The sequence below is a fragment of the Mucilaginibacter sp. PPCGB 2223 genome, assembly GCF_001705515.1.
In the GTDB taxonomy this organism is placed as follows: domain Bacteria; phylum Bacteroidota; class Bacteroidia; order Sphingobacteriales; family Sphingobacteriaceae; genus Mucilaginibacter.
Map to the genome: position 1 here is coordinate 286,113 of NZ_MDJS01000001.1, position 15,184 is coordinate 301,296.

The 15,184-nt window shown below is 41.7% G+C and carries 6 protein-coding genes; all 6 read left to right on the top strand.

Features of this window, described 5'->3' with window-relative positions; all coding sequences use genetic code 11:
* Positions 1–177: 177 nt before the first annotated feature.
* The gene (locus BEL04_RS01295) at positions 178–4,377 is read left to right on the top strand and encodes a two-component regulator propeller domain-containing protein (protein ID WP_065999353.1); all 4,200 of its coding nucleotides are present in this window, start codon (positions 178–180) and stop codon (positions 4,375–4,377) included.
* A gap of 584 nt (positions 4,378–4,961) precedes the next feature.
* Positions 4,962–8,117 (top strand): TonB-dependent receptor, encoded by a 3,156-nt coding sequence (locus BEL04_RS01305; protein ID WP_254659503.1) that lies wholly within the window; start codon positions 4,962–4,964, stop codon positions 8,115–8,117.
* A 33-nt stretch (positions 8,118–8,150) separates the two neighbouring features.
* The gene (locus BEL04_RS01310; RefSeq protein WP_066003302.1) at positions 8,151–9,764 is read left to right on the top strand and encodes a RagB/SusD family nutrient uptake outer membrane protein; all 1,614 of its coding nucleotides are present in this window, start codon (positions 8,151–8,153) and stop codon (positions 9,762–9,764) included.
* A 24-nt stretch (positions 9,765–9,788) separates the two neighbouring features.
* Complete coding sequence (locus BEL04_RS01315; protein ID WP_065999359.1) at positions 9,789–11,285, top strand: glycan-binding surface protein; 1,497 nt, start codon at positions 9,789–9,791, stop codon at positions 11,283–11,285.
* Between the two features lie 84 nt (positions 11,286–11,369).
* Positions 11,370–12,875 carry a cellulase family glycosylhydrolase gene (locus BEL04_RS01320; protein ID WP_175403974.1) on the top strand — a complete coding sequence of 502 codons (1,506 nt, stop codon included), beginning with the start codon at positions 11,370–11,372 and terminating at the stop codon, positions 12,873–12,875.
* A 252-nt stretch (positions 12,876–13,127) separates the two neighbouring features.
* Positions 13,128–15,176 carry a glycoside hydrolase family 97 protein gene (locus BEL04_RS01325; RefSeq protein WP_217493590.1) on the top strand — a complete coding sequence of 683 codons (2,049 nt, stop codon included), beginning with the start codon at positions 13,128–13,130 and terminating at the stop codon, positions 15,174–15,176.
* The last annotated feature ends 8 nt before the right edge of the window (positions 15,177–15,184 follow it).

Below are 15,184 nucleotides of genomic sequence, written 5' to 3' on the forward strand. Positions count from 1 at the left end.
TAAAGATATACGGTTAAAGTAAGCGCCATAGTGGGGTGCCGGGCGCTTTTTTTTACGCCTGGTTTAGATGGGTTTTCGGAGCGGATGTTTCCGGGTTTATCCGACTTTTATATTTATCTTAGTGTACCGCTTGTTAGATGCCGGGCTATTGATTTAGGCGTTTCCAATTATATTTCAATGCGTGTAAAGCTTTATATTGTCATTTCGGTATTGTTTTTTACCTGCGCAGACAATTTTGCGCAAACAGGCCAGTACCAGTTTTCGCAGCTCAATATAGGTAAAGGGCTTTCAAATAATCAGGTTAACTGCATATTTAAGGATTCGCAGGGCTTTATGTGGTTTGGCACGGCATCGGGCCTTAACCGTTATGATGGTTATACCTTCAAAGTATTTAAGCACGATGACAACAATAAAAGCTCCATTAATGATGATTTCGTAACAGGCATTTTTGAAGGACCGGATAATAAATTGTGGGTGGCAACCCGTGGTGGATATTGTTTTTACGACCCGCAGACAGAGCAGTTTAATGCTGATGTGGGGGCGATGCTTCATCAGCTAAAACTTCCGGGATATCCATCGGTATCTAAAATACTAAAGGATGGTAAAGAAGGATTTTGGTTTGTATGCCCGGATTCTGGTCTGTACCATTATAATACCCTAAAAAAGCAGACCACACGTTACTATCATCAAAGCAATTCCCACTCTTCTTTATATTCAAACCTTATTTCAGACGTCAGCTTGGATACCAATGGAAATATCTGGCTGGTTTATTATGGTGGAGTAGTAGAGAGGTTTGATGTTAAACAGTATAAAATCACCTATCGGACTGAGGTTTTCTATAAAGCAAATAATGATAAAAACAGGTATTATTCGATAACTGTCGACCGGGATAACGATTTGTGGGTTTATACCCCCGCTGTAGACCAGGGTATATATTATTACAGCCCTCGGTCAGGCGTATTGAGGCACATTGACAAGGAAACGGCTGGAGCCCGGCTGAAGTCGAACATCGTTAATAGTGTTATACAGGCTGATGACGGGCTTATATGGATCGCCACCGACCATGGCGGGATAAGCCTTATTGATAAAAAAGGGTTTAAGACCACCTACCTGCTGAACCGGGAAGACGATTCAAAATCGCTGGCACAAAATAGTGTGACGCTGTATAAAGACGATACAGGCATTATGTGGGCCGGTACTTTTAAAGAAGGAGTAAGCTACTATCATAAAAATATTATCAGATTTCCTCTTTACAGGCATTTTGTTTCAGACCCTGCGAGTTTGAGTTTTGAAGATGTTGACAAATTTGTGGAAGATAGGGCAGGGAATTTATGGATCGGGACAAATGGCGGAGGTTTAATTTATTTTAACCGGAAAACCGGCAGGTTTACACAGTATAAACACGACTCAGGAAATCCCAACAGCATCTGTAGTGATGTCATTGTCAACTTGTATATTGATCACGAACAGAAGCTATGGATAGGAGCTTATTTTGGCGGGCTCGATTGTTATGATGGTACAAAATTCATACACCACAAACATAACGACAATATATCAACCAGTATCGCCGATGACAGGGTATGGAGTATCCTCGAAGACTCGTCGAACCGGTTGTGGATAGGCACCTTTGCCGGTGGTTTGGAGATCTTCGATCGTTCAAAGGAAATATTTTATCATCCGTTTGATCAAAATAACATCAGAAGCCCTTACGTATCTTCACTGTTTGAAGATAAATTGGGAAATATTTGGGTTGCAGGATATTTGGGAGTAGACAAAATATTGAAAAATGAACATAGGGTAATACATTATAATAAAACAAATGACCCTAACAGTTTGGTTGGGAATAATATAAATAGCATCACCGAAGACAGCCGCAATCTGATGTGGATAGCGACAAGGGACGGACTGAGCATACTGAACCCTAAGACAAACCGATTTGTATCTCTTACGAAGAAAAATGGTTTGCCGGACAATCAGGTTTTAAATGTACTGGAAGACAATAGAGGAGCCATGTGGCTAAGCACCTCAAGCGGGCTATGCCGTGTAACTTTAACCCGCAATAACAACTCGTATAGCTTTCAGTTTGAAAATTTCGATAAAACAGATGGCCTGCAGGGTAAAGAATTTAATATAAATGCTGCCTTGAAAACCAGTAAAGGCGAATTGATATTTGGTGGCGGGCATGGTTTTAACATGTTCGACCCTTCGAGCATACATCCTATTGCAGATAGATCCAGATTGCTTTTTACGGATTTTAAGCTCTTTAATACGAGTTTAGCCGCCAATGAAGAATTTGATGGGAATATTATTTTATCAAAGGCCGTCTCTGCAATTCGGGATATAACACTTAGCCACAACGAAAATGTGTTTACCATTGAATTTGCATCGCTTAATTTTTTCAATCCGTCCAAGGTAAAGTATCAGTACATTATGGACGGTTTTGACAAGAACTGGCTTAATGCTGATAATACTACCCGGAATGCAACTTATACAAATCTTGATGGAGGCGATTATGTTTTTAAAGTAAGGGCCATTAATATAGAAAGCCCCGACAATCCGAATTACATAACTTTAAAAATTAAAGTACTTCCGCCATTTTGGAAGTCAACCTTCGCTTATATTAGTTACCTGGTATTAATAGCATTTTTGCTCTTTTTTATTCGTTGGCGTGGAATAAAGAAAATAAGACGTGAGTTTGCCGAAGAAAGAGAAAAAGAAGCAGCAAAAATACTTATTGAACAAGAACGGCAGGAAGTTAAGCGCATGCTTGAGCTTGATCAGTTAAAAATTAAATTTTTAACTAATGTAAGCCATGAGTTCAGAACACCGCTATCGTTGATCATGGCGCCGGTTGATAAAATGATTAACCATGCAGACCCTGAGCAACAGCAGCAGCTGAGCATGATAAGGCGAAACGCCAAACGTTTATTAAACCTGGTAAACCAACTGCTCGATTTTCGCAAGATGGAAGTGCAGGAATTTAAATTAAATAATAAACCAGGGGATATTGTAAAGTTTATTAAGGACATCTCGTTTTCGTTTACAGATATTGCCGCCGAAAAAGATATCTCTTTTGCTTTTGACAGCGACGTTGAAACGTTGATGACAAGTTTTGATCATGATAAGATAGAGCGGATATTATTCAACCTGCTTTCCAACGCGTTTAAATTTACACCGAAGGGCGGCCATGTAAGCGTGTTGATAAACAGAACCGACGAAACAATCACGCCCGGATATGATCTTTTAGAAATTAAGGTGATAGACACCGGTATAGGTATCCCCCCTGAAAAACATCATAAAATATTCGAAAGATTTTTTCAGAACGATGTCCCTGAATCATTAATTAACCAGGGCAGCGGTATAGGGCTTTCCATAACCCGCGAATTTGTAAAAATACATGGCGGGGAAATTACCGTTGAAAGCGAACCCGACCATGGCAGTTGCTTTATTATCCGGTTACCGGTGCCCGTTGTATTTGATCCGGCACCAGTCGTTACGGATAGTTCGGAAGCCGCCCCGGAAGGTTTAAACGAATTAGAGGATGTAAAGAATGATGAAAAACTTAAACACCAATATGCCAACAAGCGGTCTGTAGTATTATTGGTAGAGGATAACGATGATTTTCGGTTTTACTTAAAAGATAATTTGAAGGATACTTTTTTTATTGTTGAAGCATCAAATGGTAAAGAAGGCTGGCAAAAAGCTCTGTCGCAGCATCCTGATATTATAGTCAGTGATATAAGCATGCCCGATATGAATGGCATTGATCTTTGCAAAAAGATTAAAAATGATAAACGGACTTCACATATTCCCGTTATTTTGTTGACCGCTTTAACGGGTGAGGAAGAACAATTGAAAGGTTTGGAGATTGGCGCTAACGACTATATGACCAAGCCGTTTAATTTCGAAATTTTACTGTCAAAAATTAAAAACCTGTTGATCCTGCAAGACAACTTTAAACGCACTTATAAAAAACAAATGGATGTGCAGCTCCAGGAAGTTACCATTGAATCTGACGACGAGAAGCTTTTAAGGAACATTGTTGAATATATCGAGCGGAATATTTTAAACTACAATCTTTCCGTAGAAGAACTGGCGCGCCAGATGAATATGAGCCGGGTTTCTCTGTATAAAAAAGTGTTAACGCTAACAGGTAAATCGCCTATTGAATTTATACGGTCAATCAGGCTGAAAAAGGCGGTGTATTTACTGGAAAACAGTCAAATGAACATCAGCCAGATATCGTATGAGGTAGGCTTCAACACGCCGAAATATTTTGCAAAACTATTTAAGGATGAGTATAATATACTCCCCTCTGCCTATGTAGATTCGCTCAGGCAGAAGAAGACGGAAACAGAGTCTGAACATAAAGATTAGCCTTCAAAAGTTTATCCCGGGTTTATCTCCAAATTAGAATGTTAACCCACCAAACAACATGCTGCAATTGGTGATTATTTTTTAAAAGGTTAACAATTCGTACCGTAAAGCCAGCCTTTTTATTGTTCACATGAATGTAATTATCTTGTTTTCAGAGTGTTATATATGGGTTAACATTTGGTCTATAAACATTATCAAGTTAGCCATCTGTTTTTTTTAATCTGTCATAGATTCGTTTTTGAGAATGCATATTAACACCATGAGTTTGGCTCATGGCAGCGTTCTCCAATTATAAACTAATAAACCAAAGGGCCATTTTAATTTCTTTTGCCGGGTAAAATTTGCCAGTATTTTCGGGCATTTGTATCGCGGTTAACTGCAGGGTACATCATATCCGGCAATTATTTCTTATCTGACCACGATGGTATATTTTATCTGATTGAATTAAATAAAACTATAAAATATGAAACAAAACTAAACGCCACTAACCACCAACCAATTATGACCAATTATTAATAAACCTAAAATTACTTTACAAGATGGATAGAAATTTACGAAGAATAAGTTGCAGCATGCTGCTTTTTATGACAACCATACTAATGGCGCTGTCGGGCTACGCGCAAACTCATCGCGTCACCGGAAAAGTTACAAGCGCCGACGATTCTCAGCCAATACCGGGAGCAAGCATTAAACTTAAAGGGACTGCAGATGGAACCGTATCCTCCATTGACGGCACTTATACAATAATGGCAAAGCCAGGCGATGTATTGGTTTTTAGCTTTTTGGGATACACATCTCAGGAAATAACGGTTAAACAAGCCGGTTCAATTGATGTCAAACTGAATCCAGCGTCCAGAAACTTAAACGAAGTGGTAGTAATTGGCTATGCTCAAGCGAAAAAAGCTGATCTTACCGGCTCAATTAGTTCGATAAAGGGGGACGACCTGCGTCAAACACTACCAACAACTTTTGACCAGGCTCTGCAAGGAAAAATTGCGGGGGTTGTAGTTCAGCAAGTTTCGGGCCAACCTGGTGGCGGGGTATCTATTCAAATACGCGGGGTGTCGTCAATAAGTGGCTCTAATTCGCCGTTGTTTGTAATTGATGGTGTTATTGTTCCGCCCGTAAGCAACCCGGGTAATGGTTCCAATCCATTAAACAGTATTAATCCCGCCGAAATAGAATCAATAGATGTATTGAAGGATGCTTCGGCAACCGCCATATACGGTTCGCAGGCAACCAATGGCGTAGTTGTTATTAGTACCAAACGGGGTAAAGCCGGAGCTCCGCAGATAAGTTATGATTTCTATGCTGGTTATCAGGAGCTGCCTAAGAGACTCCCCACTGTAGACTTGCCACAGCTTGCCACTTTTATTAACGCTCGGGCCGCTGTATGGGGCTTTGATGTAAGGCCCGAATTTGCCAACCCCCAATATTTAGGTAAGGGTACCGACTGGCAAAAAGAATTATTCCGAAAAGCACCGATGAGCAGTCATACGCTTACAATAAGCGGTGGCGATCAAAGAACCCAATATTTGCTGTCGGCCTCGTATTTTAACCAGCAGGGGATAGCCCTTGGATCTGAATTTACAAGATACTCGGTACGGCTCAATTTAGATAATAAAACCACCAATTGGCTAAAAATAGGCACCAGCCTTCAATTAGCACACGTTGATGAAAATTTATCTGTTAACGGTGGGAGTGGTATTGATGTTGGTAGTGGTGTAATTAATACCGCACTGAACAACACCCCCGATATCCCGGTAACAAATTCTGACGGTTCCTGGGGTGCAGTTACCAACACCAGCGGATGGGTAACACCTTCGGCCAACCCGGTAGCATTAGCTTCCATTATCAAAAACCAGAGAAAGAGAAACCAGGTATTTGGCAATGTGTATGCCGAAATACAATTAGCTAAAGGTTTATCGCTGCGGAATGAATTATCCGGTAATTTCGATTTTAATACACAAGATCAATTTTCGCCAACGTATACTTTTGGTAAAGGCACACCAAGCCCTAACAGCGGTTCATCGTCCGCCGGTCAGAATTTCTATACGGTAATACGTAACTTTTTAACTTATAACCATGGCTTCGGCAAACTTAAATTCGATGCTTTAGCCGGACACGAAGCGCAGGAAAGCACTTTCGAAAATCTTAGCGGCGCGCGAAAGAACTTCGCTTCAAATAATGTACAGGCTATTAGTGCCGGCGATATTTCTACCGCTACAAACTCAGGCGACAATTCCTTTTCTAATCCTGCAGGGGGCTCTGCGCAGGAATCCTTTTTCGGTCGTCTCAATTTTTCGTGGAATGATAAATATCTGCTAACCGGCAATATCCGGAACGATGGTTCTTCAAATTTCCCGAGCGGCAATCGCTGGGTTACTACTTATTCGGGCGGATTTGCCTGGAAAATTAATCATGAGGCATTTTTAAAGGATGTAAGGGATATAGATGAATTGAAGTTGAGGCTTGGTTACGGGCTCACCAACAATCAGGGTATACCGGGCAACACTTTCGTTACGCAACTTACATCGGTATCTAATGGCCTGTCGGGCACGGCACAGTTTCAGAGCAATTTAGCAAATCCGCATGTGACCTGGGAAAAAACAGATTATTACAATGCGGGACTTGACGGAACGTTTTTTAATGGGCGGTTAAGCTTTTCATTCGATGCCTACGACCGCGAAACACATGGGCTTTTACTCAAGGTACCGCTACCGTTATACACCGGTACGGCCGCGGGTTATTCGCCAGGAACAATGGCTGCGCCCTATGCCAACGTGGGTTCGGTTAGCAATAAGGGATTTGATTTCCAGGTTGGCTTTACTAATATTAATTCTAAAAATTTCAGTTGGAAATCCACTGTTACCGTATCGCGAAACGTTAACAAGGTACTTGATTTAGGTTCAGGTGGAAGCCAGGCCAACTTAAGCGAGTCGTTTAATAATGATGTAATTGAAACAACCGTAGTGGGCCAGCCCATTGGCGAATATTATGGCTACATATTTGACGGTGTTTTTTCAACCCCGGCTGATTTTCAAACACATGCCCGCCCTGCCAACTCGGCCGGCATGCCCTATCCAATTTCTCCGTCAGGCGGCGGTATCTGGTATGGCGACCGCATGTTTAAAGACTTGAACGGCGATGGTATTATCGATTCAAGAGACGAGACTTATTTGGGTTCGCCAACTCCCAAATTCCAGTATGGTATTAACAATACCTTTAACTACAAAAATTTTGATTTAACTATTTTCTTTAGCGGCAGCTATGGCAACAAAGTGTTCAATCAGTTAAGGGTATCGCAAACCGATCCGGGAAATAATACCAACTATTTTACAGATGTATTAGAATATGCAAAATTAGGTATGGTAGACCCGGCCGGTTCTTCTTCCGATATTAACAATGTATATGTTACCAACCCGGGTACAACTATTGTAGGATTAAGAAATGACAATACCAACGGTAATAATCGCCCTAATAATTTGTTTATCGAGGATGCCTCATTCCTGCGGTGCAAAACCATCACATTAGGTTACCGCTTCAAAGAAAATCTCCTGTCAAAGATATCTGTGCATTCAATCAGGATATATGCTACCGTATCTAATGTTTTTGTAATTACAAAATATAAAGGCATGGATCCTGAGATTGGCTCATGGAACCCGCTTCAGGCTGGATGGGATAACGGTTATTATGCTCCGCCCCGTGCATTTTCTTTTGGAGCAAATATAACCTTGTAATAACACTACGATTACTGATTTAAATATATGTTTATGAAATCAATTAATAGAATTATCGTCATCCTGTTATTTGCAGCAGCAATAGCCGGATGTAAAAAGAATTTTCTGGACCGTCCGTCCAACTCGCAGATCAGTTCAAATAATTTTTACCAAACTACCAGCGATTTACGGCTGGCTACGGCGAGCCTGTATGCAGGTGCGGAATGGTGGCAATGGAACCGCGGCGCTATGTTGCCCCTCGGTGACGTATTGGCTGGTACGGGCAGCTTCCAATATAGTAACGATTTAGTACAACTTTTTACGCGCACCATTACCGCGCAAAATAGCTATGTGTCTGGCACCTGGACCGGCTTATACAGTATTATAGCGCAATGTAACACCGTTATTAGTGCCATACAGCAGCAGGCTCCTGTAACAATCCCGGCCGCAGACAAAAATGCAGCCATAGGCGAGGCAAGATTTGTTCGTGCTGTAGCCTATTTTTATTTGGCGATGTATTACGGAGCTGTGCCTATTGTTGAAGATAACAGTAAACTAATAGAAAATCCATTGCTCTACCGTAATATAACTTCAGACGTTTATAAATTCGCCGCCAAGGATCTCACTTTCGCAGCGCGATACCTTCCTGCAACGGATATAAAAGGCCGGGTAACTACGTGGTCGGCGCAGGGAATGCTGGGTAAAGTATATTTAACTATGGCAGGTTTAGGCAAAAGCGGTGGCGTACGCGACCAAGCCCTGCTTGATAGTGCCAAAAAGTATGCGGGCAACGTATGTAAAAATAGCGGATTAGAGTTATTTGGGCAGAATGACCCGAACCATCGCGGTTATTATGATCTTTTCAGGCCACAAAACAACGACTGCCCCGAAATGTTATTCGCCCTTCAATGGGCTCCGGGCGTGGGTTATGGCAATGGCAACGACCTGCAAACCTGGTATGCGCCAGCCAGCGATTTTCTTCCCTCAAAGCAAGGTGGATGGCAATCCTTAGCACCGACTTACGATTTATACAGAATGTACTCGGCTAATGATACCATAAGGCGCAAAGCCACTATTATGCTCAACGGCGATTTTTATCCGGAATTGAATCAGGCCTCCGGTGGTTATAAGGCAACAGGCACTGGTATGAAAAAACATATTATCGGCAACGAAAAAGATAACAATTCGCCTACAATGGATACCTGGTCGGACATCGAACACGATCCGGTGCTCAGGTTGGCCGATGTGTATTTGGTATACGCGGAAGCTATCCTCGGTAATAATACAACTACCTCAGATGCTACCGCCTTAACCTATTTTAATAAGGTGCGAACAAGGGCCGGTTTAACCCCTGTAACTTCGTTTAACATTACTTCATTACGTGTTGAAAGAAGAGTTGAACTTGCGTATGAAGGACAATATTGGTTAGACCTCGTTAGGTATTCTTATTATGACCCGACAAATGCTGTAAAGGTACTTAACGATCAGGATGCCACATATGGCCGGGTTTCGTTTAGTTATGATCCTAAAACTCATACAGCTACAAGGGATACAACTAAGCTGCCATCTACGCTCCCGGCAACTATCAATTCATTTACCTTACCAATTCCGGCATCAGAGTTAACATCAGATCCTAAACTTACAGCTCCGCCGGTACCATATTATTAATTTAATAATTAAAATATTACTATTATGAAAAGAATTTTAAACCTCCGTTTTTATATTTTGCCGCTTCTCATCCTGATGGTGGCTTTAGTATCGGGTTGTAAAAAAAGTATCGAAAACAGCGCCCCTCCCGTTATTTCAAGCATTAAAAGTTATGCCGCCTCGCCTAACGATACGGTTTTGCATAGCGCTGTAGCCAATGGCCAATGGGTGGTTATTGTCGGGCAGAATTTACAAAATGCAACTCAAATAAGTTTTGACGGCGTTCCTGCTACATTTAATACCGCTTTGTTTGCTTCTAACAGTGCAGTGGTGCAAATACCTCCCATATTGTTTTCGGCAATCGACACAGCTAAACTTTATACCGTACAATATACTACACCGGCAGGTTCAACAACGTTTTCTTTTAAACTTGGCCCTGCGGCACCAACTATTACCGCGATATCCAACGTATTTGCCAACCCGGGCGACTCGGTTTATATTTATGGTACCAACTTAGTGCTAATTAAAAGTTTTTCGTATGGTGGAACCGCAATTTCGTCGTATAAATCAAGCGTCGACGGAACCGCCCTTGGTTTTCTTATGCCGGCGAAAACGACAACCGACCAGGTATCAGTGGTCACCAAAAGCGGTTCGGTTAATTTTAAAATAGTTGCTACACCAACCATTACCGGTGTTTCTAACGAGAATGCTAACCCGGGCGATTCGGTTTATATTTATGGTACTTACCTTAAAAATATCCAAACGTTTACTTTTGCCGGCACTGCAATTACCTCTTTTACATCATCGGCCAGTGGCAGTTCAGTTGGTTTTATTTTGCCTGCATTAACAAAAAGCGGCCCGGTATCTATTACCACAAAATTCGGCACAGCTACTACCACGTTCAATGTAAACGATGTTGCAACCGGAAGAATATCTGATTGGGAGTGGAACGGTAATTTTAATTGGCAGTGGTGGGGCGGCGCCAGCTTATACAGCGGTGATCCGAATAGCGGATGGCCACCGTATAATTCTGACTTCAAGGGTAATGGTGGTCAATATATGTCATTAAAAAATGGAGTCCTTAGTGCCGGCGAAGGAAATACCTATTCAAATTATGCGATACTGATGAACGGCGCACAGTGGGTGCCAGCTGCTAACCTTAGCGATCCGGTTGATAATTGGGCATTCAAATTTGAAGTTAATATTCCACAACCCTGGAATGGTGGTACGATAGATGTTTTCGGCGGCTTTGCCGGTAGTACCTATGTGGCCCGATGGGAGCCATGGCAGGTATCTGCAGCTAAAACAGCGCCATACACCACCAAAGGCTGGGTAACGGTAACTATTCCTCTCTCATCATTCCGCGCAAAAGATGCCACGCTTGGCGAAGGTGAAGGGGCTTCTATAGCCAAAATTGCCGATTTAACCGGCCCTACAGGCAATACTGCGTGCACAATATATATCCATAATTACAGCACTTCTTCAACAGCAACGGGCTTTTATGGCGCTTTTGATAATGTTAGAGTTGTAAAAGTTAAATAAGTTAAAGCGTCACAGCTGTTACAGCTGTGACGCTATTTTAATTCAAAAACAACCTTTTTGATAGAACAAATGAATATGAAAATAATGATAACTAAAATTAAAACGGGTTATAAGATTTTGGGCGCATTTATGGTGATCTTAATTGCCGCGTCATGCAAGAAAAATCAAACATCAGGCCCGGTGCTTACACTCGATAATATAACAGATACTATACCCGAAGGTGGCGGAACCGTAACTTTGGCATTTGCTACCGACGGTGCATGGAGTATTGATACTACCGGTATTGGCTGGCTGCATTTAAACCAGATATCAGGCGGCAGCGGCGATGCAGCTATTAATTTAACAGCGGCAAAAAATTCATCAGGCATTAGCCGTTCGGTGCTGTTTGCTGTAAACTCAAGCAACGGGCAGCGCAGGCGGGTTACCGTAATACAACGCCCTAAAATTTATCCATCATATAATACATCGCCCAAAGCGCCCGATGCAGCGGGTATGGGCAGCACAGCCGTGCAATTGGCCGCGAATATTAAATTGGGATGGAACATTTATAACACCATGGAAGCCCCCGGTGGCGAAACCGGATGGGGGCAGCCGGTAATCACCCAACAACTGATCGACCTGGTTAAATCATCTGGTGTAAATGCCATACGGATACCATGCTCGTGGAATGCGGGGCATTTAAGTAACCAGGCAACTGCACAAATAGATGCAGCCTGGCTTGCCCGGGTAAAGCAAGTGGTTCAATATTGCATTAATGATAATATGTATGTAATGCTTAATATTCACTGGGACGGTGGTTGGCTTGAAAACAACTGCACCGCTACAGGCGCTAAGCAGGATTCGGTAGATGCCAAACAAAAGGCGCTTTGGGAGCAGATAGCAACAACGCTGCGTGATTATGACGAACATTTGATGTTTGCCAGCGCCAATGAACCGAATGCTTCGGATGAAGCAACAACAAATACTTTAATGCGTTACCACCAAACGTTTATTAATGCAGTGCGCAGCACCGGCGGTAAAAACAGTTATCGTACGCTGATCGTCCAGTCGCCTTCCACAAGTATTGATCTGGCTAACCAATACCTTAAGCCTGCTAATGTATATAAATATGCCAATTTGCCTACCGATCCTACGCCCAACAAAATGATATTGGAGATCCATTATTATGCCCCGGCAAATTTTGCCATTTTAGGCGCCGACGCGAGCTGGGGAAAAGAATGGTATTTCTGGGGAGCCGCCTTTCATACAAAAAATCCGCTCTTTCTGGATCGAAACTCTACGGCCGCTACAGAAGAAGGTTATGTAAATTCTGAATTCCACAGTCTGAAAGTAAACTTTGTGGATAAGGGGATACCAGTGATTATGGGCGAATACGACGCCGGAGATCACGCTGATAAATTAAAAGGCTATCCGGCGGATTCGCTATTGTCGGTAAATTCCAAGATGCATTTCTATCGCTATGTAACACAACAAGCCAAAGCAAATGGTGTGGCGCCGTTTTTATGGGCAAGCGACATATTCAACCGTAAAACTAACACCATAGGCAACCAGCGTGCATTGGATTCGCTGAAAAAAGGAGCCGGGTTTTAAGCCGGTCGAGTTATACCTTAAAATATCAACGGGCAATTGCCCCGCGTATAACAAAAGCAATTAAAAGAATATATGCGTAAAAGGGTTGAAACTGCGATTAGAGTGCCTTAACTAACAACTTGAGTTCATTTGTAAGTATAATAACTAATGTGGAACAAATGCCGGAGCCCTTGGAAAGGGCTCCTCATTTAGTGATTTTTAAATCTCAAATTAAGTTTTAATCATCTCGTTTTATATGGATAATCCTTTTCGTTGAACCATATATTTTATCATGAAAACCTCAAGTATCAAATATATAATCCCCGAATGAATGCTAAATTAAACTTCCTGGTAAGCGTGTTAATATTGATTGTTATGTTATCAAACGCGAAGCCGGTACATGTATTATCTGTAAAATCACCAGATGGAAAAATCACGCTACAGCTGGAAAACGATGCGCAAATTAAATGGAGTGTAAGTTATGAAGGGATAGCGGTTATTGCACCATCCAAAATTTCGTTAACACTTAACGATGGCGAGGTTTTAGGCAGTAATGCGGTAATAAGTAGCTGTAAAACACTGGCTGTAAATAATACAATTGTTACACCTATATATAAAAAGCAATCTATCATAAATCAATATAATGAGCTTACCATAAACTTTAAGGGCGATTACGGATTGATTTTAAGAGCCTATAATGATGGGGTTGCCTACCGTTTTTTTATTAAGCGTCCGGGGGGTATAACGATTAAAAATGAAGAAGCCAACTTTAATTTTATGAATGATCATGATGCCCTTATTCCTTACGTAAGAGATATCAGGAACAATGATATTTACATGTCGGCTTTTGAGGCTTTATATGAGCATATTAAATTATCCGGGTTTAAAAAGGACACATTAGCTTTCACGCCTGTTTTAGTTGATCTGGGGAATAATAGAAAGGCCGCGATAATGGAAGCGGATCTGGAAGATTATCCCGGAATGTTTTTAAAACGTAATAATACTGCCGGTTTGGGTTTTCACGGCGATTTTGCGCATTATCCGTTAAAAGAAAAAAAAGGCGGATTTAGCGATATGAATTATGTGGTTACCGAAAGGGCCGGTTATATAGCTAAAACTATTAGTACACGCAATCTTCCATGGAGGGTGGCGCTCATTAGCGCGGATGATAAAGAGCTGGCAAATAATGATATGGTACAAAAACTGGCATCACCTTGTCGTATCAGCGATATTTCGTGGATTAAGCCGGGCAAAGTAGCCTGGGATTGGTGGAACGATTGGAATATATCAAAAGTTGAATTTAAGGCGGGCATCAATACTGCTACTTATAAGTATTATGCCGATTTCGCATCAGCCAACAAGCTGCAATATATTATTCTGGATGAAGGCTGGTCTGAACAGACAGACATGATGAAAATAGTTCCAGCGATAAACTTGCAGGAAATTATAGATCACGCTAAACAAAAAAATGTAGATGTTATATTATGGGCAAGCTGGTACGCCATTGATCAGCGTATGGATGAAGCTTTTGCCAAATATTCAAAAATGGGGGTGAAAGGTTTTAAAATAGATTTTTTAGACCGCGACGATCAAAAGATGGTTGCCTCATGTTATAAAATAGCTCAAAAAGCTGCTCAATATCATTTATTAATTGATTTTCATGGAATGTATAAACCGACAGGGTTACAGCGTACTTTTCCTAATATCATCAATTTTGAAGGTGTAAAAGGAATGGAGAATGAAAAGTGGACCACGGATGATGTGCCGGGCTACGATGTAACATTGCCATTTATCCGAATGCTGGCCGGGCCTTTGGATTATACACCCGGTGCTATGCGTAATGCAATCAAACCCGATTTTAGGCCCAGTAATTCCAATCCCATGAGTCAGGGAACGCGTTGTCACCAACTGGCTATGTATGTGGTCTTTGAAGCCCCGTTAGCCATGCTGGCAGATAGCCCGACTGCATATATGAAAGAACAGGAGTGTACTGATTTTATCTCCAAAATACCCACCACATTCGATGAAACAGTAGTGTTAGATGGTAAGGTAGGAGAGCATGTGGCCATTGCCCGTAAAAAGAGTGATACCTGGTATGTTGGTGCGATGACTAATTGGGATGCCCGGGAGATAAATTTAGATATGTCTTTTTTAGGAAGCGGGATATATGAAGCCGAGTTGTTTCGTGATGGGGTAAATGCAGATAAAGATGCCACTGATTATAAAAGGGAAATTATTAAGCTATCATCAAAAGATAAACTAAAAATAGTGCTGGGCAATGGCGGTGGCTGGATCGCGAGGATATATCCTGTAAAGAATTAATCGATAAA

Coding starts and splice junctions, on each gene's coding strand:
- BEL04_RS01295 (WP_065999353.1), top strand. CDS start 178: ATGCGTGTAAAGCTTTATATTGTCATTTCGGTATTGTTTTTTACCTGC.
- BEL04_RS01305 (WP_254659503.1), top strand. CDS start 4,962: ATGACAACCATACTAATGGCGCTGTCGGGCTACGCGCAAACTCATCGC.
- BEL04_RS01310 (WP_066003302.1), top strand. CDS start 8,151: ATGAAATCAATTAATAGAATTATCGTCATCCTGTTATTTGCAGCAGCA.
- BEL04_RS01315 (WP_065999359.1), top strand. CDS start 9,789: ATGAAAAGAATTTTAAACCTCCGTTTTTATATTTTGCCGCTTCTCATC.
- BEL04_RS01320 (WP_175403974.1), top strand. CDS start 11,370: ATGATAACTAAAATTAAAACGGGTTATAAGATTTTGGGCGCATTTATG.